Here is a 20,929-nt window from a genome sequence, read left to right as displayed (position 1 = left end):
AAAGGAGTTGTGCATTCATTTATGGTATTTTCTGACATTTCACCGTCGGCCCGGCGGTGGCTTCTCGGCGGCGTGGGCGCCGCGATTGTGGGCTGGATGGGCATTGGGTTTACCGTGGGCGCGTGGCTCGCCCCGACGTCTCGCGTCACCGCAGCGTCCAGCACCTCGACCTTTCATCCGACCACGCCGTCTGCGACGCCCCCCAGTTCTGCGGGGCCGTGGACCATCGGCCAAACGGCTCCCTGGTCTGCGCCGTTAACCACCTTATCCGGCCATGCGACGCATCTGGCGCGGGGATCTCACGGAACGATTGTGATGGCGATGGCCTCGTGGTGCCTTTTTTGTGGCTATGAAGATCGCTGGGTGTGGCCCCAAATGGCGCGAGAACATCCCCATTGGGCCATTGATATTGTGGATGTCTCGCCGCAAGGTGGCATTGCCGATCCGGGTCCGCAAAATCCGCCCTTCCATGGTCATGATGGCGTTGGGGGCCCGTTGACGGTCGCCCAAATGCAAGCGACCATGCGACAATATGTGTCCACCTATCCCTTACAGGCGGCCAATATCCACGTCTATGTCGCCCCGAGCCCCACACAATCCGCTTGGCACATCGGGAGTTTTCCCACCATTTATGCGATCAATCGCCAGGGGATCGTCCAACAAACCACGCCGGGCGCCGTGACCCTGACCCAGGCGGCTGCCCTCTTCGGCGCGTCGCATGCCTAACCTGCCGGATCAAGAAAGGTGATCGTCCATGTCGTTTTATAATCCCTTAGTTCAAACCTTCAGCGCGCCGGATCCGACGCCCAATCCGTTGCAAGATCTCGGTTACGATTCTGGCGGTCCGGCGGTCCAGGCTCCCTTTCGCACCATGGACCCCACCCCGGATTCGCCTTCCGGCTCCGAATCGCTGTTCCGCCACGCGTTGCTCTTGTTAAACGACCGGTATAGCGCATTAATTGCCCATTTATATCAAGCGGATCGCCAAGCCATTCGTCAAGCGATCGCGGATGTGGTGTTGAGTTTGCATCCGTCGCAGGATGTGGCCATGCAATTGACCGATGCCCTAGAAGCGCAATTGTTAGGGGCTGGGGTGCTGGAACCGGTTATGCGGGATCCGACCGTTTCGGAAATTATGGTGACGGGCCCGTATGTCTTTGTGGACCGCAACGGGCGCATTGAACCGGCCTTCACGTTGGCCTCCATAGAAGACAGCATTCGTCTGGCCCAACATCTGGCCCGCCATTGTCAACGGGAATATCGGGATACGGAACCGTTGATGGATCTCACCTGGCCGGAAAACGGCGCACGGATTAATATCACCCATCATCGGGTGGCCGTGACGGGACCTGCCATTACCATTCGCAAACATAATATGGGCACCTTGTTACAGCTGAGCGAACTCATTCGGCGGCGCATGATTACGGATGACGCCGCCGCCTTTCTGGTGTGGGCCATTCGTGCTCGCGCCAATTGCCTGATTGCGGGACCGACGAAATCGGGCAAAACGGCTTTGCTCCGGGCTTTGGCGATCGAAGCCATTCCGCCGCATGAACGCTTGATTATCCTCGAAGATACCGAAGAGCTGCACTTACCCTTTCATCACCAGATTAATCTCATTGGGTTGGCGCGGTCCGTCACGGCGGAAGAACGCCAGCACGGCTGGGTGTCGTTATTGGATTTGTTTCGGAACGCCCTCCGCCAAAGTCCAGGCCGCTTGATTATGGGCGAGTTACGGGGGCCCGAGTCCTTTGATTTTATTGAACTGGGCTTGACCGAAAAAGGCGGGAGTTTGTCCACGATTCACTTGCGTCATCCCAGTTATTTAATTAGTCGGCTCTATTACATTGCACAAAAATCGGGGTTGCCCTTTTCCCACGATTTGATTCAACAGACGGTCGCCCAAGCGATTGATCTGATTGTCTATGTCCACCACGATCCGGAATCCGGATCCCGGTGGGTCAGCCAGATTGCGGAAACGACGCCCGATGGCACAATCCACGTACTGTTTGATTGGCAGCACGGTCATCTGGTTCGGGTCGGCGACCCCTCAGCGGATCTGCGGACCAAACTCGGGGCCTCTGAACCGGTCAACGCGCCGGAGGTGAGAGCATGATCGCGGATGCTGCTTGGGGGTTGGCCAGCCTCGGCTTTGCCATCCTGGTGTGGAGTGTCTGGCAATGGCGGTCGATGCCGAAACCGCTTACTTGGCAACCCAAGCCCATGACGTGGCGCGTGCCGCCGACGTTAAATGCGTCCTGGATTGCGCTCACGGGTCTGTCTTGGTCTCCTCGGCAGCTGCAACGTCTCAATGCCCTCCTGGGCATCAGCGTGGGGATTCTCGTCACCGGCATCACCCGCAATCCGCTTATGGGGCTCGCCTTCGTCGCCATTGCCTGGGGATGGCCCGAAGGGGCTGTGCGCTGGTGGGCTCGCCGGCAATGGAACCGCTTGGATCAACAAGCCTTGAGCGCCTGTACCAGTATCCAATTTGCGCTCGATGATCACCGTCCGGTGCTTCCCGTCTGGGAAAAGCTCTACACGCAAAATGATGATGTGCTCCACCGGTTTTTAGAACCGTGCCTCAGTGGAGAAGCCACGGGCCGACGCCAGCCCATGGCCGGCCGCCCTCGGGATGCGCAAGCCGATCAGACCTTGTTACCCTTTGAAGCCGAATTAAAAGCGCAAGCGCGGGCGATTCGCCATATTGAACTGCAACTCGTCGCCGATGTGCTCGTCGCCGAACGACAACGCGGACACACCGCGGATTTGCTCGCCACCGTGTTGCATCTCTGGAGTCAGCGCATGGAGGCCGATGCCCGGCGCCGCGGCCAAATTTATGCCGGCACGCGATTATCCAAACTGTTAGTGGTGGGGAGTTTGGTCCTCCTAGCCGGATTATGGGTGAGCAGTCCCGGCGTCGTCCAATCCGCCCAGCACGGCCTCGGCTTTGTCGTGTTTGGCGTCGCCACCGGATTGATTGCGCTGGGCACCTGGGTGCAACGGCAAGCCGAACGCACCGCGGAACAAGTTTAGAGAAGGAGGGACGCTGGCCATGATGACATCGGCACCGTGGATTGCCGCCGCAGGGGGGGTGCTCCTCTGGCTCTGGAGCTGGCGGCAACTGTGGACACGTCCTCGCCCCTTAACGTTTCATCCCCACGAAACGAGCTGGCAACGGGCCCAAAAGGCGTTTGTGCGGTGGGCCCAAAACCGATGGAGTCACCGCATTCGTGAAGAATTGGCCGTTCTGGGCTGGTCGAGCGGACAGACGGTCTTTTGGGTCCTGTTTTTTGGGGCGTTGATCGGTGTGCCGTTAGCCCTTGTGACCCAAAACCATGTCGTGGCGCTCATCGGTGCCGTCTTCGGCGCCTGGTGGGGCCCGCAATTGTGGATTCACCGGCATTTTGTGAGCTGGCAACACGAATTACTGCGCGATTTTGTCCCGCTCGTGCTGATGTTAAGCGTCTACTTCGATTTAGGCTATGCCCCGGAACGCGCTGTCGAGGAGGCCCTCATCGCCGTCGGTCCGCAGACGGCCCAAGAGCTGCAACGGTTACTCGCCGCGTGGCATCAACAAACCGATACGCCCGCCGTGATTGTGCAACAGTGGGCGGCTCGCTTGAAATTGCTTCCCTACCAACAATTAGCCGATACGCTGAGCCATCATTTAGAACGGGGGATTTCGGGGGATGCCTTAAAGCCTTTGCATACGCTGATTGCCGCCCAGCAGCAGCAAGGCACCCGCGCCTTAGCGGACCGGGTGGATCAACAAATTACCATTGTCCCCGCTCTGGTCATTCTCGCGATGATGCTCATCGTGATGGTCACCTTTTTTGCTCATGGCTTAGCGCCCTCGGGCGGGATTACCGTGCTGTAGTTTTCGACAAGGAGGCCTCTCGATGTGGGGTTATGCCACGTCGTTATTCTGGCACATCCGCTGGCAATTCTGGGAACGGACCGTGTTCTTGACAGGGGCCGGCCTGGCGGATTTGACCGGGCATTTGATAATCGGCGCGGGACTGATTCTCGTGACGATGACGCACAGCCTCTTTTTCCTCGTACAACCGCTACGCTGTGCCAGACGCTATCAAACCCGTGCGATTTGGTGGACCGCTTCGCCTTCCGCTTGGATCCGGCGCCAACTGCCCGAACCGGTGTCATTAGGATCGACCGTATGGGAAGTGCATGCCCAGGACGCCCGCCGTTGGGCGGGACCGACGCCGAAAGACGCGGCCCGGCGGTATCGCCAGACTTATGCCGAAGAACTCGTGCAGCTTATTCAAACTCGACCGGATACCGTCGGGCTGGTTTCGTCAGGCTTTAATCGCCTGACGGATGCGGAACGTCAAGCCATTATTCACGCCGGCGGTACGATCTGGGATGGCCCGTTGTGGCCGCAACTTTTGCGTCGCTATCCTCCGTGGATCATGCGCGCGACCCAGCGACGCATGTTCGGCGCTGTGGTCTCGCCAAAAGACCCGAGGACGCCTGCGACGTGGGTGACATGGGCCATACCGGCCCGGTCTGAATAGCCAACAGAAAGAAAGAGGGGTTCCGTATGCGCAGGGCTTGGCGGAGTCGTGATGCTCCCTTTGGCGTCCCGTTTGGGACGCTCTCGTCACGATGTATGCAGTTTATGATCTCTCAAAGGAGGATATCCATGACTCAACTCAATTCGCTTATTGCGTGGCTCCGGGTGTTTTTCATGACCCGACGTCGGCGGCGCGTGATGGCCGCGGCCGGTCACACCCAAGAAATCATTTGGCTGGTGATTATCGTTGTGTTGGGCGTTGTCGCCTACTTCTTTTTTGGCAACAACGGTCCCGGCGGCCAATGGTTTCATAACATGCTGGACAGCGTCACACAATTTAACGATTAGTGCTCTCGTCCCCCGGCTGCCGTTCTCACAGCTCCGGGGGCTTTTCTTTCGACACCACCTTTTTTATGAACAGGAGGGACGATGCGTATGGTCTGTCGTCAACCGCTGCCTCGCGTTCCGGCGGCAGCGGGCACCATCGGTTCCGCGCTTGGATTGGTCTTAATTTTGATGGGCGTCACCGGCGGCATTGCGGTCAGTCGGCTATGGCACGTGCAGCAAACGCTGGATCGGGCGGCGCACGCAGCGGCGGTGTCCGAAGCGCAAAATGGCTGTTGGACAGCCCAAACCTCACAAATTGTGCGACAGATTCTGCAAGGCGGCGGTCTACCGGTTACCGGATCGCATGCCGTGCAAGTCATCCGGTACACCGATACCCAGGACATGACGCAACCGTATGGTCAATTAGTGACCGCCAAAATTTCATGGGCCGTGCCCATTAGCATTGTGCACCTGCAATTGCCCACCACCGTGCCGTTAAGTAGTACGGTCGATCAACCGTCGCAATATGTCGCCGCCAACAGTAATACCACTCAGACCAATAGCCAATGCACGGCGCCGGATTTGAGTACGGCTAATGCCTCCGCCACCCCAACCTGTACGCCGACGACCATTTATGTCACCCAAGATATCCCCGCCAAAACGTCCTGCCAACCCCAGACGTCATCCGTGTGTTCACCTTCAACGCATAACGTGTGGGTCTCGTCTACGTCAGAACAATGTGGGTATACAACGCACAATGAATGGACATGTCATCCCCAAACCAGTTGTCATACGGTCACCACCGAATCTTGCACGACACAACGTTCCTTTAATCCTTATCTGAATTGTCATGCCGTATGGAATCCGTGGATAGATGGCTGGGGGCGTCAATGTGAAGGAGGTTGGTCATACTCGACATCGTGTACACCCACAACGCGTGACGTCTGTTCAACCACGAGTACCTGTGGGTGGTCACCGGTTTCCAGTTACAGTTGTCATCCCGTCACCTCCGGGCATTGGGTCACGGAAACCACGGAATCGTGCCACGATGTCACGACCACGCATTGCACGACGATTCCAGCGCACACCGAAAAAATTCCGGAAACGGTGCAACAATGCTCATAAGGAGAAGGCCGCCATGTTTGCGCATCGTTTGAAACGCGTTCCGGCCATTGCGACGTGGTTGTTCTCCATGGAAATGCTCATGATCCTATTGCTCCTCATTACCGCGTCGGTGTTTGTCAGCCAAATCACCGCGGAACAATCCACGATTAATACGGCCATTACCGCCGGCTTGGAACAAGCCGCGGTGACGCCCACGACCCAAAATGGGGCCTATTACAATGTCGGCTGGAATGGTCAGGGTGTCACGTTAGAATCGAGCGCCTTACCCGCCATTCTCAGTGCCACCTTCGACCACACGATTCCCGGTAGCACAACGACGACGACGGCACAGAGCGTCACGTGGACGTTACCTGCCGCGGCCAATGTGGTTTGGCATCTGGGCGGGCCGATTCAGATTTCTCAACTGCAAACCACATCGGCTCCGAATCAGCCTGTCACACTCGGCACACAAACCGTCACCTATCCCTATCCCGTTATTGCCGGGCGCGTGGCGGTCCCCTTAAATCTTGTGACGTTCTTTCATTGGCGGTGGACCGTGACGATGTCGGAATCGTTTGTGTTGCCCTTAGCCGGTCGGGCCAATCCCCATACGATTGTGTCATTTCATTCCTAATGCCCAGGAGGGATTTCACCAATGGCCACCTTAGCCTCATCCCCGTTACAGAAATCATCGCGCCGCACGGCGACCGCCCGCCTGTTCAAGGTCGCCGCCGGCTTTCTCGGCGGATTCGCCTTACTAGGCATTGCTCATCAATTGACGATTCCGCCGCATCTTCATACGGTATGGATTCTCAAGACCTCTCTAACCCCCGGCCAACCGTTGACCGCTCAGGATGTGACCGGGATTAAAACACTGAATCCCTGGCCCAATGCCTTATCGTCCATTCCGACAGGATGGGTGGCCAAGCGATCATTAGCGCCCGGCACCCCGCTTTTACGAACCGATTTCACGACGATGGTAGCCTTTCGCGGCTTAAAACCCGGTCAAGCCATGTGGACCATTCCGGTCAGTGGGGTGAGCAGTGGTCTCGTCCAAGTCGGCGACCGTGTTCAAGTCTGGTCCGATCCCCAGAGCACGCCACAAGGCAGTCAAAGTGCCTCGACAGGATTTGCCCATCTCTGGGCGACCGGCGTTCGCGTCATGGGGATTTATTCTAGTTCGGGCACCCCCTTATCGAATAACCAAACGGCGATTGGCATGGTCAGCTTGGCCGTACCGGATCGCGATTTGTCCCTGCTCATGACCATTGCCAATCCGACGTTAGTGCAAGATCCCTATCAAACCCATTTTCGTCTCGTGGTGGCGCCACCGACGACGACGCAAACGCCCGCTCCCTCGTCTAACGGTTCGAAAACACCCGGAGCGAAAACCGGATGATGCCGACACTCGTGTGGACCGGGGTTCTCACCGGCGTCGCGTGGGCGGATTGGCGCACACGGAGTGTGGCGTGGTCGACATTGCTCGGGGCGACCCTGCTCACCCTAGTGTGGTATCCTCCGTGGATCGAGCCGTCAGGATGGTTAGCTGCTTGTCTGACCGTGAGCTTCATGGCGGTGTATGTATGGAGTCGAACGCGCCGCCATCCCCATACCGTCGTTTGGGGGCTAGCCGATTACTGGATCGCCAGCTTAACCATTCTTTGGGTTCACGGTTCGTGGCTCACAGAGGCTTGGCTCATTGTAGCAACCTTTGGTCTCCAACTTTTATGGAGTGGATGGACGTGGTGGCGGCATCATCGCCTCTCGACAACATGGCCCTGGTTAGTGGGATACTGGTTCGTTTGGGGTGGATACACATTCCTGCATATCATCAGCAGATAAGCTTAGCCAGTAACTTGTGCACTCTCTATAGCACGCCGTTACCGGCGTGCTAAAAATTCGTCTGTGAACAAGGATTTGGGACAACATATCCCGAATGTTTGTTACGCCAATTTTTTCTAGGAGGTTTCACAATGACAAAGCGGTTATTACCACTTTTTTCTGTAGTGGCTCTATCAAGTTTGGGATTAGCTTTCAATCCTTCTGCACAAGCAGCAACACATCCTTCCTTGACGTTATCGACTCAAGGTTCTAACACCGTTGGAGGTACCGTGACGTTAACCGCTCACCAATCTACCTCACTGTGGGATGATTGGTGGGTACAAGAACCCAATGGTCAATGGAAACAAATGACCAGTGGTATCAACGATACCACCTTCGTTATGCCAAATCTCAGTGCAGGCAGTTATCTAGTTGTCTTGCAAACGTTAACACCGTCCCAATATGCGGCACGCGATTGGTCTGCTGCACGAGCTGTCCAACAAACCGTTAATGTCGATACCTCCGTGACGGTTACTCAAATGACTGATAACAATCCTCCTAGCGGGCAGGGTACGGCTTATCCAGCGGCTGGGCACTCCGAAACTATTGTGGCTCAAGCAACCAATATTACCAATCCCGTTTATCAATTCTGGATTGAAGAGAATGGCCATTGGACAGGAACAAACTATACAGCAAACAATACGTATACTTTTACGCCTACAACGTCTCACTTCAAGGTCGCCGTCTATGCTAAAACCGTTGCCGAACCAACTAACGCCGGATCTGGCATGGGCACCACCCCGAGCACGGCAACAACGCCACAACTTTTTAATACGGCGGAGGCCGTGCAAGACGCAAAAACCACACTCATCGGAGTAATCCGTAAACCTAGTCTTGATAATGCGACATTTAACCCGCTTCCGATTAACAACAACGGGATGATGCCTTTGTCATTTTTTACAGGAATGCCTAGTGCATCGGTGATCGATCCGCTCATTCCATCCAATCTTCCGCCCAATGGATCAATTACGGGAACTCAGACCTTTCTGAAGGCCAATCCTTCCTTATTGAGTCAAGCGCAAGCGATTGTCGCACCCCAAGGCTATACCATAACCAATCAAACTTTAATCGCCGGGATGAAAATGGCCGCCCAAGCCGTATTAGATTTGAACAGCAACGATCCTATGACTTTACTGAATATTGCGGAGCCATCCGGCTTACCCGTTGGAGAAACGTTTGAGCAGCCGCTTCCACCCATTATGCAGACGGTCTTAAACGCGTATACCAATTCCAATTATAGTATTGGTTCTGACCATCTGTATACCTATGACGAATCTGCCACAATTCAAGCCAATACCGAAGGGTCATCGGTAAAAGTTACAGCTCCCACAACTTCGAACTCAGCGTATTATCCCACACGTCTCCTCGACATGATCGTGCCGGTTATTGTGAATCAAGTCGTCTATTATCAATCTCATAGTTCTTCAGGTATCGTGGTGGATCAGCCTATTAACTGCGACGTTTTAGTAGGCTTATATCACGATCCATTCGTTCCCGGTGGATTACAGTGGGGCTATCAAGACGCTATATGGAAGAGTGGCAACTATCAAACCTTGTGGCCTACAACCTAATCACGACAAGATCATCTGATGATCACAATGCTCCCTAGTGGCTAAGCCTAGGGAGCATTGTCATGAAAGGAGCACCGCATATTGTGAAGGGGAAACTAATCGCCGCGATGATCGGTGTACTCATTTTAGGCATAACAGGATGGTTCGAGGTCAGTGGGCATCACACAGCACCCAATCGGTCATTATTGGCAGCTACGCGTTCACAGTCCGGTATACACCAATCGCTATCTCAGGAATCTTCGCTCCAGACATTAGAAGCTGTCAACGATGCCGAGACAAATGCCATTTTGAATACGATTAGCATCCACAATCCGGCTTTGCGTGCATCGCATGGCGTCATTACACCTTCATTGGTGGGCGTTAACTTAACCGGGTTTACCGTCAAACCGAATCAAATTACAGGTGTCAACCGAACATGGCATATTTTACAGGCGTCACTCTCGCATCCTCCTGCTACTATTTTACCGCATCCCTTACCGTCATCCGTCTGGAGGACTGGGTGGGAAGAAGCTGCCCGCGCGGTGATGACCGTTTTAGGTAATGATCCTTTAGCTGTTGTTAAACAGGCCGGGCCCGGCGATGCTTCGGCTTTTTTGAAATTAGAACAAATTGCATATGGGGGAATAGGCGATGAAGTTAATGGACACCATTACGCACTTTCTATGATTAGTGCTATCTCACCAAATATTACGATCTATCCCCCTCCTCAACACACTTCAGCGGGAGAGCCGCCGATCATTCTCCAAATGCGTGTCCCAATTGTGGTCACGCAGTATACAGCTCTCGTCAATCCCAGCAATAAGCATCAAACCATTCCTCGTACCGTCGTCCAAAAGGGCACAGCGCTTATGGTATTAACGCATTTACACCACCATTATTACTGGTGGGTAGCTGCGTTATCGACTCAACGCCCGCAAGCGGTCCATTTAATTCCGTAATTGAAAGGAGAGCGCTTTCTCATGGTTTTCACTAAATGGATAAAACACTACTGGCCATGGGAACTCGGAAGTAGTCTGATTTTAAGCATCGTAGGATTTGCCAGTGCTACCGCTTTTGCCTGCAATCCGGCCGACGGAACTCCGGCTCCGTGGACTTCGTGTGGCTTTTCGTGTTGTGCCAATAGCAATGGCACCACAACGAGCCAACCGTCACAATATCAAGCTCCCGTCACAACGACTTCCACGACGCCAAATTTAGGCACTAGCAGTTCTTCTCAATCGTTAACCGCTACCGATGCATGGAAGCCGGCTTCTGGTTATCAACAAAATATTACGAGTCAAATTAGTACGAGCACTAGCGGTTTTACTCAAGACGCAACAAATGAAGCAGGAGGATACACATATAACGGTTGTGCCAGTCAAGGAGCCGTTACTGCTTATAATGCCGCGTCGGGGGAATCCTATTGCCGACCTGCCAGGGAAGGATGCCCAGCGGGTGAAGTGCAAATCAATAACGATGGCGTCTGTCAAGGAACCGGAAGCGACAATGCCGGCACTTTTGCCCAATGGACCTTTTCAGCCTGCGTGAATGGACACCAAACGGAATATACCCACAATGTCAATACGGGGGCTGTTGTTGATCAGAATACCATTAGCTGCGTAGCAGGTTCTAATACCTCACCAACCCAATCATCAGGATCAAGTTCGTCGTCAACAAGCACTACAACCGCTTGTTATGCGCCGAGTGCATCGTCAAGTTCTCAACCCGCCGGCTCGTCTTTTGCGCCAACCGGTTGTGCCGGGTCGTGTTCCGCAAGCGGCTGTTCATCGACGGGTGTAGAAACAGGCATCACCACCGCTTATACACGACATTGTACGACCTCGTATTCGTGTCCCGGCCCCACAGCGCACACGTCCTGTTCGACATCAAGTACGTCTTATGCGTCCACGCAACGTTCCTCAACCCAGTGTCAACAAACTCAAGTCTTATTAGATCATTGCATGCCCAATGAACCGGGATACCGAGAAGCCGAATATTGCTTAACCTTCAACGGCAGTCCCACAAATTGTTCCGCGCCGTTTGGCGTCTATGATCCGACGAATTGTCCCGTTCCCGTCGGTGTCGGCAGCGGCTCCTAACGCCATCGTGTTGCAAGGAGGAAACTCTCATGCGCATACCGCAACAGGCTCGCCTTCATGGTGGGCTTTTTTTTCTCGTCTGGATCATCGGCCTCAGTACGTGGACCGGGTTTTTCGTCGCCGCGCATCATCTCTGGCCACTGGGCCGCCTGATACGTCTCATCGTGATCGGGATGATTAATGCCGGCGCCCTGATGATTTTGCGCACGCCATTGCCCCATCAAACGTCGACTCGGTTCGCGCCATCGCTGACGTTGAGTACCACGACAACGACCGGATTGGTTTTAGCGGGGAGTTGTGTCGGCGGTGTTTGTACATTACCCCTTGCGGGGTTTTGGGCCCTTCCTTGGATGAATACACTTATCATCGCGGATACTGCGTGGGCATCTTGGATTCTCCGGCTCTTAACCGGGATCGTGGTCCTTCTGGCTTTTCGCCATGTTCAGCACTGGCGTACCCTCACAGCACATCCTGTCCGGGAGGAATAAGAACACCGATTTTGTTATAAAATGTCTCCTCAAAATCCGGCAATCCGTGACCAGAAACCGTTTCCGGTCATGGGTTGTTCCTACAAATTGAAATGTGCTTCGGTTGGTGCAAATATTTGACAAAAGTTTGGAACGTCCGTTGTGAGAAAGGAGATGCCGATTATGCAAAAATCTACGGAGTCAAGACAGGATCCGATTCTGCCACAGAGCTTACGGCATGTGGCGTCATCCCAGGGCATGACAACCCTCGTGCGATTTCTGAGCCATCCCTGGTATTATGGGTCCCGCCCCACAGTCCTCTGCATTGAAACCGTTGAAGAATTCACCGGGCAAAATGGCGGGCAGTGAAGACGATAGCAACTTGCCCCTCATCTTCTTGCTGGCTTTCCTTTGTATTACTACGTGTCGTGTGTTATCAGGCGTAGGAGGAGTGTCGTTTATCGTGAATATGTTTTTCACCATCGGTTACGAAGGCTTGAGCATCGACAGGTTCTTTTCCCTGATCGGGTGTCATCCCATTGATATGATTGTCGATGTGCGAGAGCGGCCTCTGAGTCGTAAACCCGGATTTTCTAAGCGTGCGCTTGAAGAATCCTTGAATGTCCGGGGCCTTGACTATATACACATTCCGGAACTGGGAAGCCCCACCTCGATCCGACACCAATTGAAGAAATCCGGCGCGTGGGACGTGTTTCGGGAAGCATATACCGACTGGTTGGTAGTTCAGCGCGACAGCATGAATGTCATCCATGAATTAGCGCAGCAGCGTACAATTGGACTATTATGTTTTGAGGCCAATGTGCATGTGTGCCATCGTTCAATAATTGGTACTAGACTGTTGGAGTTCTTGAAAGGATATACATGGACGGACCTATCTTATCACGGCGCAAAAACGCTCGGGTTCTTGTCCTCGTCAAGTCGTATCCGCGCCCAAGCAGCACATACGGCGAAACAGACTGCATTGCAGGATTGTTTGATGGAAAACAATGAATCAGACTTTACCCCGTGATGTTTCGTGACTTGTCGAGCAATCAGGTGTTTGACAAGTGGCAATGGATTACGACGAATCTGACCAAGAAGTTATAAGGATTCGCGACCAAAAACTTGGAACCCCGATCATGACCACATTCACCTGGAATGTCGGATAAGCGTGTGGATCGGCTATTGGCATACGCAAATTCATATTTGGCCATAGACTCACGTGCTCCGTCTCGTGATTCTTTTGAGCCTAAATACCGCCACTTTTATCGTCTTACGCACACCCAGTTACCAGCCATCCGTGACCAGAAACCGTTTCCGGTCATGGATTGCTCCTACAACGAGATGTAAAGACTTGGCAACCTGTCACGCATCAGGAGGTGTCCGATGTTCCATCCCGTTCCTGACCACACATCCGTATCGTCTAAGCCGTCGCCTCAACCCTGGCTCGTCGGGATTGACGGGCTATTATGGGCCGCTGTTGGGCTTATTGTCGGTCTTTTATGGATGCATGTGCTCATCACCCGCCTTCTCGCACGAGCTGCCCAATCCGATGTCTGGTGGAGTTGGGTCTTAGGCCGCTGGGAAATCACCCATCATCAGGTGTATGCCTACAACCTGCCGGCATTCAACGGCGTGCAGGCATCAGGGCCCTGGATCAATCTGGAATGGGGCTGGCAAGCGCTCTTAGGCTGGACGTTTCCTCACGGACTCCACGGATGGCCTCTCACCGCGTTGCTTTGGGGCAGCGGCTTGTTGTTGATTGTCAGTATGGCCGCACTTTTACGATTGGTTTACCAACCCACTATGCTTCTGCCCGCCTTAGCCGTTTTGCCGTGGATTCTCTTAGCCGGGGATTGGCCGCTTCGCCCGCAAATTCTTTCCGCCAGCTTTTGGCTCATCCTACTCGGATTGCTCGCCTCCAGTCTGTATCACCCGCGTCGCTTATGGGCCATTATTCCGCTCTGGCTCATGTGGAGTACCCTCCATGGCGATTGGATTCTGGTGCCGTTGCTGCTGATGTGGCAGATTGGCTGGCTTCTGTGGACGTTTTGGCGTCAGGGAACCGACACCGTGAACACCTTCTGGGCCGCCCTCGCTAAAACATTCGGCGTCTTGGTCATCGGTGCCACCCTGCTCACGTGGCTCAACCCGTTCCACACCCGTCTTTGGACCACGGCCATCCATTTAACCGGCAATCCGCTCATTACCCGCGTCATCCAAGAATGGCAGTCTCCGGTGTGGACCGAACCGTATTGGACCGGTCTCGCCCTCAGTTGGGCGCTCATCATCCTCTTATGGGCTGCGCACAAAGTCCCGCAAGGTCCCTGGATGGGCTGGTGGGCGGGCACGGTGTTGGCCACCTTATGGCATCAACGCATGGCCTTATATAATCTCCCCTTAACCGTCCTCTTGTTAGCGTCAGCACTCTTACCCGTTTGGCCGCAATGGGGCGGAGCTCCTGAACGGTTAATGTCCTCAGCCTGGCAACAGTGGCTACGTCCCGCCATCTGGAGTTTTTCCGGCGGCCTGATGCTGGCCGGTCTTTTGGGCTTGAGCCCGCTGGCGGGCCCGGCGTTTGATACCGCGTATGCCCGCGCTATGCACCCTCCGACGTGGCCTGTGGCGACCTGGTGCGCTCAGCATCCCACGACCGGTCTGACGTTAACGCCCTACCGCTTAGGCGGTGTGTGGGAAGCCGCCGGCAATCGCGAGGTGTTTCTCGATGGCCGCACGTTATGGTGGATTCAGCATCACCGGCTCCAGCCCTATCTTGCCTGGCAAGACGGCGATTTACCGGTTTCGGCCCTGGCTCATTTCGGTGTCACGCGCATTGTCTGGCCGACCACCGCGACGACGCCGCAAACGCTGTGGTTGCACCAAGCTCACTGGCATCAGGTGTATCATGCCGAGGGCTTGACGGTTTGGCAATCTTTTCGCCGCTCATCGAGGTGATCTCATCATGCGTTCTGGCAATCCCGTTGGATTCGTCAAATCCCGTCGCCGTTTTCTGATAGTCATCATCCTGCTCGTGATGGTCAACGGCATTCTTGCGGGGCTGGCGTTGCAATAACCCATGATAGCCCGTCTCTTGATGAGACGGGCTTTTTTTATTTGTCTCCTTCTCTCATTGCCCTATCCATCCCACCGAGGAGTGATGTCCATGCTAACTTACTATGTCGATGCTTGGAAACAATATGCCAACTTCCAAGGCCGGGCCACCCGGCCCCAATTTTGGTGGTTCTATGTCATCAATAGTCTCATCATCATCGTGTTCACCATGATAAATCAAAGTTTTCCGCACAACGTCATCGTCATCCTCGTGCGCCTCCTGTATTTGGTGGCAGTCCTCATTCCGACGCTGGCTTTGTCCACCCGCCGTCTGCATGACACCAATCGTTCCGCGTGGTGGCTTTTGCTGTATTTCGTTCCGATTCTGGGATGGATTATTCTGCTCGTGTTTTATGCGTTGCCCAGTGATCCGCACCGCAACACCTATGATACCCCGTTGCGTGTCATTTAAGTGCACGGAAAGGAGTTTTGTTGATGACTAATACCCCGGCTATTCGTCTATTTGTCAGTATTGCCAACATTATTTCGTGGATTGGCTTAGGTATCGCCGCGTTGTGGAGTATTGGCACGTTTATTAGCCTGACGGTGATGGGTCGGCCTTTTTTCGGCTTGCTCGCCTTTATCCTCATTGCCGTGTTGGGCGGTTTGTGGTGGATCGGCTTTCGGATGATTCCCGAAATTTTGCACTTGCTCTTGCAAATGGCCGCCGACCTCCACGATTTGGCACATCATGAAGATTCGCCACCCTCATCATTCGAGTGATGGCCACAACTGCGCCCCGTCCGTCGCATGATCCGACGATCGTTTGGCTGATGCTGTTTATTGATCTCAGTACGGTGATCGTCATTAGCGGGTTCTGGTGGCTCTTCGCTCATGTATAACCCAGTCCCTTCATCCCGTACAAGAGGTCCCCAATCGGTGGCCCTTGTACGGGCCTCATCGGTTTAAGCCTGGGCCATTGCAGTGAAATAACTCAGACTTTTCCCGATGAAAGGAGGACCGCGCATGATGCCGATTTTTCCGCATCTCATTTACCACATGGAGTTCCCAGCACCGATCGTTCCCTATCTCGTGTATTTTAAGCTTATGGGACATCTCCGTATGATTCCGATGTAATGCACACCTGAACAATACCACTTCTTGCCAAGGAGGCTTATCAATCATCATGGAATTCCTACAAGCGCTCGTGCCGCTCATGTTGCACCTCATGCCGCCGCATTATATTCCGCTGGCGGGGCATGTCATTACCCAAGGCATTCACGTGCCCTAAGCCGTTGGGACAATCCTGACGTTATCAAACCGCCCGCCAAGATAGACCTTGGCGGGCTTTTTTTATGCTACGGATTCCGGGACTCTCCATGCTCCTCTGCAAGACCCACCCCATCCCGTCAGATTTCAAACACCGGGGTTGTGGTCTATCCTCACACCAAACGGTCAGTCTTTGCGACGCAACCGGCTAATTTCTTGTCTTTATAGTCAGGATTTTATAACGACATCTCGCCCAACCCTGGGCAAAGGAGTGCGATCACTGGTGCGTCACGTCATACTTTTACTGACTTTTGCCATTTTAACCTATCTCACCATCCTTCATGCGACCGCCTTACCCGCCGCGTGTCCCGACACCGGACCCATCCAATGCAATACGGTCCTGCATTCTGCCGGCAGTCACTGGCTCGGTATTCCGCTCGTTCTATGGGGCTTGGGCTGGACGGTCAGTGGCTGGTTCTGGCCGGTACGTTCTTCCAGCATTTGGCTATGGATTGGCACAGGATTGGGCGGCGTGGTGTGGGGTGTGAGCCATGAATGGGCGCTACACCTCCTCTGTTTATGGTGTACAGGCGCCCAACTCGGCATTCTTACGGTCATCGGCCTCACGATAGCCCAACGGTTTCATCCCATTTCCGCATCTTCTCAGGAGGCGATAACGCATGACGCCCTATGATAACGGCAAACCCCCGTCGCTCCCCGAATACCGAGGACGTGCCCGCCGCGAGACCTTATTTTGGCTCGTTATCGGTCTTACGCTCGTTGGCATCGGGTTATGGACTTTTGGCCCCCGCGTGTTCGGTCAGCAAGTGTGGTCCGGGATTCAGAGTTTATGGACCCACATTCCCTTTTTGACGCATTCGGTCACGCTGTATCGCCACGGCCAACGCGTGACCATTGCGCCGCATCCGACTTGGGTCTTGGTGGCCATCCATGCCCTGCTCACCGCCATCGGGTGGCTCGTTCTCGGATTCAGTCCGCTCCTTCTCGTCATCCTCATTACCCGCTTTCTGTTACGCCAACGCCGGATTGCGACGATGCAATGGACCGAAGTCCATCTGTTCCAAAACGATGTGGTGACGCCGGATGCCATGCGCCAACTCTTTGACCAACTCTGGGATGCCTTATGGCCCCGGTCCCGGTGGGTCGGCTCGTGGTGGGTGTACCGGCTGTTTGTCAGCGCACCGCCGCTGACCTTAATGATTATCCGCGACCAGACCGTTGATGACCGCATGCACATTCTCTTAGGCACGCCGGCGAACTTAACGGATCGGGTGTTAGCCGCGTGGCAAAATGCTTACCAGAATGTGCGGTTTATGGTCTGGCCCCATCCGATCCACGTCCCGGACCATCAAGTGGTGCGGTGGGGCTTCCGCTATCGCACCGCCATTCGGCTGGTCGATCTCGTCGATCAATATTCGGCCTTACCCCTCGAAGTGCTGGTGCAGGCCGTGGCCCGCGAAGCCTGGAAGCAAGCAGGTCCGTTGCCGGATTTTGTCTGGCAAGTGGTATGGGTGCCCATTGGAACCGGGCGGGCCATGAAACGGCTCGAAACCGCCGCCCAATATGCCACCTGGGAAGAGAATGTCGCGCTCCAACAAGCGGCGGATACGGCCTTACAGCAAATGGGACGCGGGCGGTGGATGACCGAAATTCGGGCCAGCGCGCCCACGTATGATGTGCTCCAACGGATTATTTCCGCGTGGGGCCTGCAAAACCGCTGGGCGGTCTTGCGTCCACATAACGTCATCGTGTGGCGGCAGAAATGGGTCACCTGGATGCAACAAGCTGTGCCCCGCATTTGGCCGTTAGCCGGCGGCCATCCCCTCTGGTCCGGGGAATGTGCCGCCTTCTTTGCCTTACCCACCGGACGCTTGCGCGTCGCGGATCTCGATCGCAGCATGACCCGGCGGATGCCCGCGCCCCGGACGTTAAGCCGCGATCCCCGTCATGTCATTGTCACCGCCGAAGGGCAGGATCGGGTCGGCCTTTACCCGGAAGATTTTATCAAGAATCTCTTGCTCTTAGGCATTCAAGGATCGGGCAAATCCACGTCCTTGATTAACGTGTTCAAAAATGCGGTGCGCTTAACCCGTGAGGACGGAACGCCACGGGAAGCCGTCGTGTTATTCGATATTGGCAAAGATACCGCGCAGGCCGCCTTGCGGTTGGTGCCGCCGAACCGGCAGGTGATTTGGTTCGATCCCACCGATCCCGCCAATCCGTGGGCGTTACAGCCGCTGGATGCCACGGCCAGTGCCGCGTCTGCCGTCACTGAACTCTTGGAAACCTTGCAAGAAATCTTTGGAGCCAGTGCCGTCGGCGCCCGGTCGCGAGAAATTTTGGGACACACGTTTACCGCCTTGTTAGCCGCGCAGACGCCGGATCATCCCTATACTTTACGTGATGCCTACCGATTTTTGACAGACGAAGGCTACCGAGTCGGTCTGTTAGCGCAAGCCTTAAAGAACCCAGCCTGTCCGCCTCAGACGCAAGAGTTTTGGACGGTGGTGTTACCGAATCTTCAAGCGAACAATCCCCGGTTTTGGGAAGAAGCGGTGGCGCCGCCGCGCAACAAACTGGACGAATTGCTCCGGCATACCACCTTGCAAGCGGCGCTCGGCGTCATCATGCCCGATGGCACACGCCGTCGCTTTATTGACTGGGATCGGGTGATTCGTGAGCGGCAAGTCGTCATTGTCAATCTCGACATGGCTCGCATGGGCGGACGGTCCAACGTCCGGCTGTTTGGGATTTTAATTACCCAGCTCTTGTGGCACGCCATTCAGCGGCAAGGACTGCAAGCCGAATCCACCCGGATTCCGGTCAAACTGCTCTATGATGAAGCGCAAGAATATCTGTCCCCGCAATTCCTCGATTACCTGGCCTTGGGCCGGGCCTATGGGTTTCAGACAGTCTTGGCCACGCGGTTCTTGCTCGAACTCAAAGATCCGGCGCTGCAAGCGGGCGTGATTAACCTCTGCCAAAACCGGATTATTCACCGGATTCCTGAACCGGCGGAAGCTATCAAACTGATGCAGCAAATGATGACGATTTACATTAACAACATTACGTTGCAAGAAGAAGCCCAAGCCTTGGAACGGTTCATGGCCGACGACATTATGCGGTTGCCGGACTACACGGCCATTTGCTTGTGGCAGGCCAAAGGCGCGGTTCAATCGCCGTTTGTGGCGCAGACCATTGACTGGCGGGCGGAAGCGCATGAGGACTGGGCCACGTATCATTTACAGCAGCAGCCGGCGTGTTTGACCGTCCCGGATGTTGACGTCTCGATTCCCTCAACGTCTGATAACATCGAGACATCGGCACCATCTACGCCTTCGCTTGTTGCGATGGACGATTCTCCTCCATCGGGTTCGCCTCATGTTGATTCACCACAGGCCGCAGAGACCACGAACGTCGATTGGAGTGTGCAAAAACTGGCACAACGATTTCAATTATCTCAATCTGTTGTCGAAAAAATCTGTCGGGATCAACAATGCACCCTCAGCGAATTAGCCGCGGTGCTTACACAACATGGGGCCGAACGTCCAGCCTTTATGGTGCAAATTCCCGGATGGCTGGCGGATCATGCTGATTGGTTTTCGGCGGTAAAAAATCCTGACGGTGCCGATCATCCTATAGAGGCCGTGTCTTCTTCATCCACAGCCGATCAGAATGTCGCGGATGACACGCCGTGGTTACTTGATTCCTAACACTGTACAAGGAGGATTGCCATGGATTCTGTACGCCATCTCATGCGCTGGTCAGAACCGGTAAGGGTCACTCGTAAACGTCGCCGGGCTTACAACGACTATACCATGAATTTTCTTTGGGATTTAAGCCTCGTTGACTATGTAACTATTGATCAAGCCGGTTGGATGTATGGGGCCCCGCGATCCACCATCCTTCATAATTTACGGCATTGGCGCGGACGCGGCTTGATTCAAGCCGCGTGGGTGCCCTATCATGGCCGCCGCACACGCATTATTGCTTTAGCTCCTGGAGGAGCGGAGTTACTACAATATGATGACGAAAAAGGCTGGAACCTTATGCATCCCCATTGGGTTCCGGTTGCGGAACGGATTCGCACCAATCGTTTTATTGAACACAATTTGGATCGCAATACCGTTGCTCTAACAATTACCCGACAAGCCGAAGATTTGAGGTTAGAGGCGTCCTGGGATCTTCATATCACAGATTTCATCATATCCAGCCGTCATCCCTTGCATATCAAACCCGATGCAGCCATTCGACTGAATGACCATCCGTGGATCATTGAAGTCGAACGTTCATGGCGCAAAGAAACTTTGTTACACAAGTTTGCTCAATATGACCGCTTAATCCTACAAGGCGGTTGGCGTCATATTCCATGGTGCAATGAACCGCCGAAGGTGTTATTTATTCCTACAGAAACCAACACCCAGAAAATCCATTGGGAAACGTGGATGAATACATTTCAATTCCATCAACACAGCTATGCTTGGATGTGGCCTTTCGATTATGTTATCAATCACCAATGGACGATTTACGGTGGCAATGGCCAGCGCGTAATCCAACCGCAAAATTTTTGGAATTTGATTCGCCAGCCGGCTTATCATGAACCGAAATAAAATCCTGTTGAATTTC

The 20,929-nt window shown here is 54.4% G+C and carries 22 protein-coding genes; all 22 read left to right on the top strand.

Features of this window, described 5'->3' with window-relative positions; translation table 11 throughout:
• Positions 1–21 precede the first annotated feature (21 nt).
• Positions 22–726 carry a hypothetical protein gene (locus tag AOA63_RS02005; protein WP_053958144.1) on the top strand — a complete coding sequence of 235 codons (705 nt, stop codon included), beginning with the start codon at positions 22–24 and terminating at the stop codon, positions 724–726.
• Between the two features lie 28 nt (positions 727–754).
• Positions 755–2,116, top strand: coding sequence for a CpaF family protein (locus AOA63_RS02000; protein ID WP_053958143.1), 1,362 nt, complete (start codon positions 755–757; stop codon positions 2,114–2,116).
• A complete protein-coding gene (locus AOA63_RS01995; RefSeq protein ID WP_053958142.1) occupies positions 2,113–3,036 on the top strand; it encodes a hypothetical protein in 924 nt (307 codons plus the stop codon). The genes AOA63_RS02000 and AOA63_RS01995 overlap by 4 nt, the downstream gene beginning before the upstream one ends.
• A gap of 19 nt (positions 3,037–3,055) precedes the next feature.
• Positions 3,056–3,880 carry a hypothetical protein gene (locus tag AOA63_RS01990; RefSeq protein WP_053958141.1) on the top strand — a complete coding sequence of 275 codons (825 nt, stop codon included), beginning with the start codon at positions 3,056–3,058 and terminating at the stop codon, positions 3,878–3,880.
• 22 nt (positions 3,881–3,902) lie between these two features.
• A complete protein-coding gene (locus AOA63_RS01985) occupies positions 3,903–4,535 on the top strand; it encodes a hypothetical protein (RefSeq protein ID WP_053958140.1) in 633 nt (210 codons plus the stop codon).
• A gap of 128 nt (positions 4,536–4,663) precedes the next feature.
• Positions 4,664–4,882, top strand: coding sequence for a PLDc N-terminal domain-containing protein (locus AOA63_RS01980; protein ID WP_053958139.1), 219 nt, complete (start codon positions 4,664–4,666; stop codon positions 4,880–4,882).
• 87 nt (positions 4,883–4,969) lie between these two features.
• Positions 4,970–5,986, top strand: a complete 1,017-nt coding sequence (locus AOA63_RS01975; protein WP_053958138.1) for a hypothetical protein — start codon at positions 4,970–4,972, stop codon at positions 5,984–5,986.
• Between the two features lie 13 nt (positions 5,987–5,999).
• On the top strand, positions 6,000–6,599 hold the full coding sequence (locus AOA63_RS01970) for a hypothetical protein (protein WP_053958137.1): 600 nt from the start codon (positions 6,000–6,002) through the stop codon (positions 6,597–6,599).
• A gap of 21 nt (positions 6,600–6,620) precedes the next feature.
• Positions 6,621–7,364, top strand: a complete 744-nt coding sequence (locus AOA63_RS01965) for an SAF domain-containing protein (RefSeq protein WP_053958136.1) — start codon at positions 6,621–6,623, stop codon at positions 7,362–7,364.
• The gene (locus tag AOA63_RS01960; protein ID WP_053958135.1) at positions 7,361–7,807 is read left to right on the top strand and encodes a hypothetical protein; all 447 of its coding nucleotides are present in this window, start codon (positions 7,361–7,363) and stop codon (positions 7,805–7,807) included. The genes AOA63_RS01965 and AOA63_RS01960 overlap by 4 nt, the downstream gene beginning before the upstream one ends.
• Positions 7,808–7,938: 131 nt before the next feature.
• Positions 7,939–9,417, top strand: coding sequence for a hypothetical protein (locus AOA63_RS01955; RefSeq protein WP_053958134.1), 1,479 nt, complete (start codon positions 7,939–7,941; stop codon positions 9,415–9,417).
• 62 nt (positions 9,418–9,479) lie between these two features.
• The gene (locus tag AOA63_RS01950) at positions 9,480–10,355 is read left to right on the top strand and encodes a hypothetical protein (protein WP_053958133.1); all 876 of its coding nucleotides are present in this window, start codon (positions 9,480–9,482) and stop codon (positions 10,353–10,355) included.
• Positions 10,356–10,376: 21 nt separating this feature from the next.
• Positions 10,377–11,495 carry a hypothetical protein gene (locus AOA63_RS19260; protein WP_139061462.1) on the top strand — a complete coding sequence of 373 codons (1,119 nt, stop codon included), beginning with the start codon at positions 10,377–10,379 and terminating at the stop codon, positions 11,493–11,495.
• Between the two features lie 29 nt (positions 11,496–11,524).
• Positions 11,525–11,983, top strand: a complete 459-nt coding sequence (locus AOA63_RS01940) for a hypothetical protein (RefSeq protein WP_053958131.1) — start codon at positions 11,525–11,527, stop codon at positions 11,981–11,983.
• A 162-nt stretch (positions 11,984–12,145) separates the two neighbouring features.
• Positions 12,146–12,331, top strand: a complete 186-nt coding sequence (locus AOA63_RS19570; RefSeq protein WP_053958130.1) for a hypothetical protein — start codon at positions 12,146–12,148, stop codon at positions 12,329–12,331.
• Between the two features lie 100 nt (positions 12,332–12,431).
• The gene (locus AOA63_RS01930; protein WP_242848360.1) at positions 12,432–12,992 is read left to right on the top strand and encodes a DUF488 domain-containing protein; all 561 of its coding nucleotides are present in this window, start codon (positions 12,432–12,434) and stop codon (positions 12,990–12,992) included.
• A 356-nt stretch (positions 12,993–13,348) separates the two neighbouring features.
• Positions 13,349–14,917 carry a hypothetical protein gene (locus tag AOA63_RS01925; RefSeq protein WP_053958128.1) on the top strand — a complete coding sequence of 523 codons (1,569 nt, stop codon included), beginning with the start codon at positions 13,349–13,351 and terminating at the stop codon, positions 14,915–14,917.
• Positions 14,918–15,125: 208 nt separating this feature from the next.
• On the top strand, positions 15,126–15,485 hold the full coding sequence (locus tag AOA63_RS01920) for a DUF805 domain-containing protein (RefSeq protein WP_053958127.1): 360 nt from the start codon (positions 15,126–15,128) through the stop codon (positions 15,483–15,485).
• A 23-nt stretch (positions 15,486–15,508) separates the two neighbouring features.
• A complete protein-coding gene (locus tag AOA63_RS01915; protein WP_053958126.1) occupies positions 15,509–15,796 on the top strand; it encodes a hypothetical protein in 288 nt (95 codons plus the stop codon).
• A 769-nt stretch (positions 15,797–16,565) separates the two neighbouring features.
• On the top strand, positions 16,566–16,976 hold the full coding sequence (locus AOA63_RS01910; protein ID WP_053958125.1) for a vitamin K epoxide reductase family protein: 411 nt from the start codon (positions 16,566–16,568) through the stop codon (positions 16,974–16,976).
• On the top strand, positions 16,963–20,016 hold the full coding sequence (locus AOA63_RS01905; protein ID WP_053958124.1) for a type IV secretory system conjugative DNA transfer family protein: 3,054 nt from the start codon (positions 16,963–16,965) through the stop codon (positions 20,014–20,016). The genes AOA63_RS01910 and AOA63_RS01905 overlap by 14 nt, the downstream gene beginning before the upstream one ends.
• 21 nt (positions 20,017–20,037) lie before the next feature.
• The gene (locus AOA63_RS01900) at positions 20,038–20,913 is read left to right on the top strand and encodes a replication-relaxation family protein (protein WP_053958123.1); all 876 of its coding nucleotides are present in this window, start codon (positions 20,038–20,040) and stop codon (positions 20,911–20,913) included.
• Positions 20,914–20,929 lie beyond the last annotated feature (16 nt).

The sequence above is a fragment of the Sulfobacillus thermosulfidooxidans genome (assembly GCF_001280565.1).
In the GTDB taxonomy this organism is placed as follows: domain Bacteria; phylum Bacillota; class Sulfobacillia; order Sulfobacillales; family Sulfobacillaceae; genus Sulfobacillus; species Sulfobacillus thermosulfidooxidans_A.
Note: the sequence above shows the minus strand (reverse complement) of the source record. Positions and strands in the feature narration are given on the sequence as shown.

Excerpts from the sequence above, each read along its gene's own strand:
- AOA63_RS02005 (WP_053958144.1), top strand. The coding sequence starts at position 22 with ATGGTATTTTCTGACATTTCACCGTCGGCCCGGCGGTGGCTTCTCGGC.
- AOA63_RS02000 (WP_053958143.1), top strand. The coding sequence starts at position 755 with ATGTCGTTTTATAATCCCTTAGTTCAAACCTTCAGCGCGCCGGATCCG.
- AOA63_RS01995 (WP_053958142.1), top strand. The coding sequence starts at position 2,113 with ATGATCGCGGATGCTGCTTGGGGGTTGGCCAGCCTCGGCTTTGCCATC.
- AOA63_RS01990 (WP_053958141.1), top strand. The coding sequence starts at position 3,056 with ATGATGACATCGGCACCGTGGATTGCCGCCGCAGGGGGGGTGCTCCTC.
- AOA63_RS01985 (WP_053958140.1), top strand. The coding sequence starts at position 3,903 with ATGTGGGGTTATGCCACGTCGTTATTCTGGCACATCCGCTGGCAATTC.
- AOA63_RS01980 (WP_053958139.1), top strand. The coding sequence starts at position 4,664 with ATGACTCAACTCAATTCGCTTATTGCGTGGCTCCGGGTGTTTTTCATG.
- AOA63_RS01975 (WP_053958138.1), top strand. The coding sequence starts at position 4,970 with ATGGTCTGTCGTCAACCGCTGCCTCGCGTTCCGGCGGCAGCGGGCACC.
- AOA63_RS01970 (WP_053958137.1), top strand. The coding sequence starts at position 6,000 with ATGTTTGCGCATCGTTTGAAACGCGTTCCGGCCATTGCGACGTGGTTG.
- AOA63_RS01965 (WP_053958136.1), top strand. The coding sequence starts at position 6,621 with ATGGCCACCTTAGCCTCATCCCCGTTACAGAAATCATCGCGCCGCACG.
- AOA63_RS01960 (WP_053958135.1), top strand. The coding sequence starts at position 7,361 with ATGATGCCGACACTCGTGTGGACCGGGGTTCTCACCGGCGTCGCGTGG.
- AOA63_RS01955 (WP_053958134.1), top strand. The coding sequence starts at position 7,939 with ATGACAAAGCGGTTATTACCACTTTTTTCTGTAGTGGCTCTATCAAGT.
- AOA63_RS01950 (WP_053958133.1), top strand. The coding sequence starts at position 9,480 with ATGAAAGGAGCACCGCATATTGTGAAGGGGAAACTAATCGCCGCGATG.
- AOA63_RS19260 (WP_139061462.1), top strand. The coding sequence starts at position 10,377 with ATGGTTTTCACTAAATGGATAAAACACTACTGGCCATGGGAACTCGGA.
- AOA63_RS01940 (WP_053958131.1), top strand. The coding sequence starts at position 11,525 with ATGCGCATACCGCAACAGGCTCGCCTTCATGGTGGGCTTTTTTTTCTC.
- AOA63_RS19570 (WP_053958130.1), top strand. The coding sequence starts at position 12,146 with ATGCAAAAATCTACGGAGTCAAGACAGGATCCGATTCTGCCACAGAGC.
- AOA63_RS01930 (WP_242848360.1), top strand. The coding sequence starts at position 12,432 with ATGTTTTTCACCATCGGTTACGAAGGCTTGAGCATCGACAGGTTCTTT.
- AOA63_RS01925 (WP_053958128.1), top strand. The coding sequence starts at position 13,349 with ATGTTCCATCCCGTTCCTGACCACACATCCGTATCGTCTAAGCCGTCG.
- AOA63_RS01920 (WP_053958127.1), top strand. The coding sequence starts at position 15,126 with ATGCTAACTTACTATGTCGATGCTTGGAAACAATATGCCAACTTCCAA.
- AOA63_RS01915 (WP_053958126.1), top strand. The coding sequence starts at position 15,509 with ATGACTAATACCCCGGCTATTCGTCTATTTGTCAGTATTGCCAACATT.
- AOA63_RS01905 (WP_053958124.1), top strand. The coding sequence starts at position 16,963 with ATGACGCCCTATGATAACGGCAAACCCCCGTCGCTCCCCGAATACCGA.
- AOA63_RS01900 (WP_053958123.1), top strand. The coding sequence starts at position 20,038 with ATGGATTCTGTACGCCATCTCATGCGCTGGTCAGAACCGGTAAGGGTC.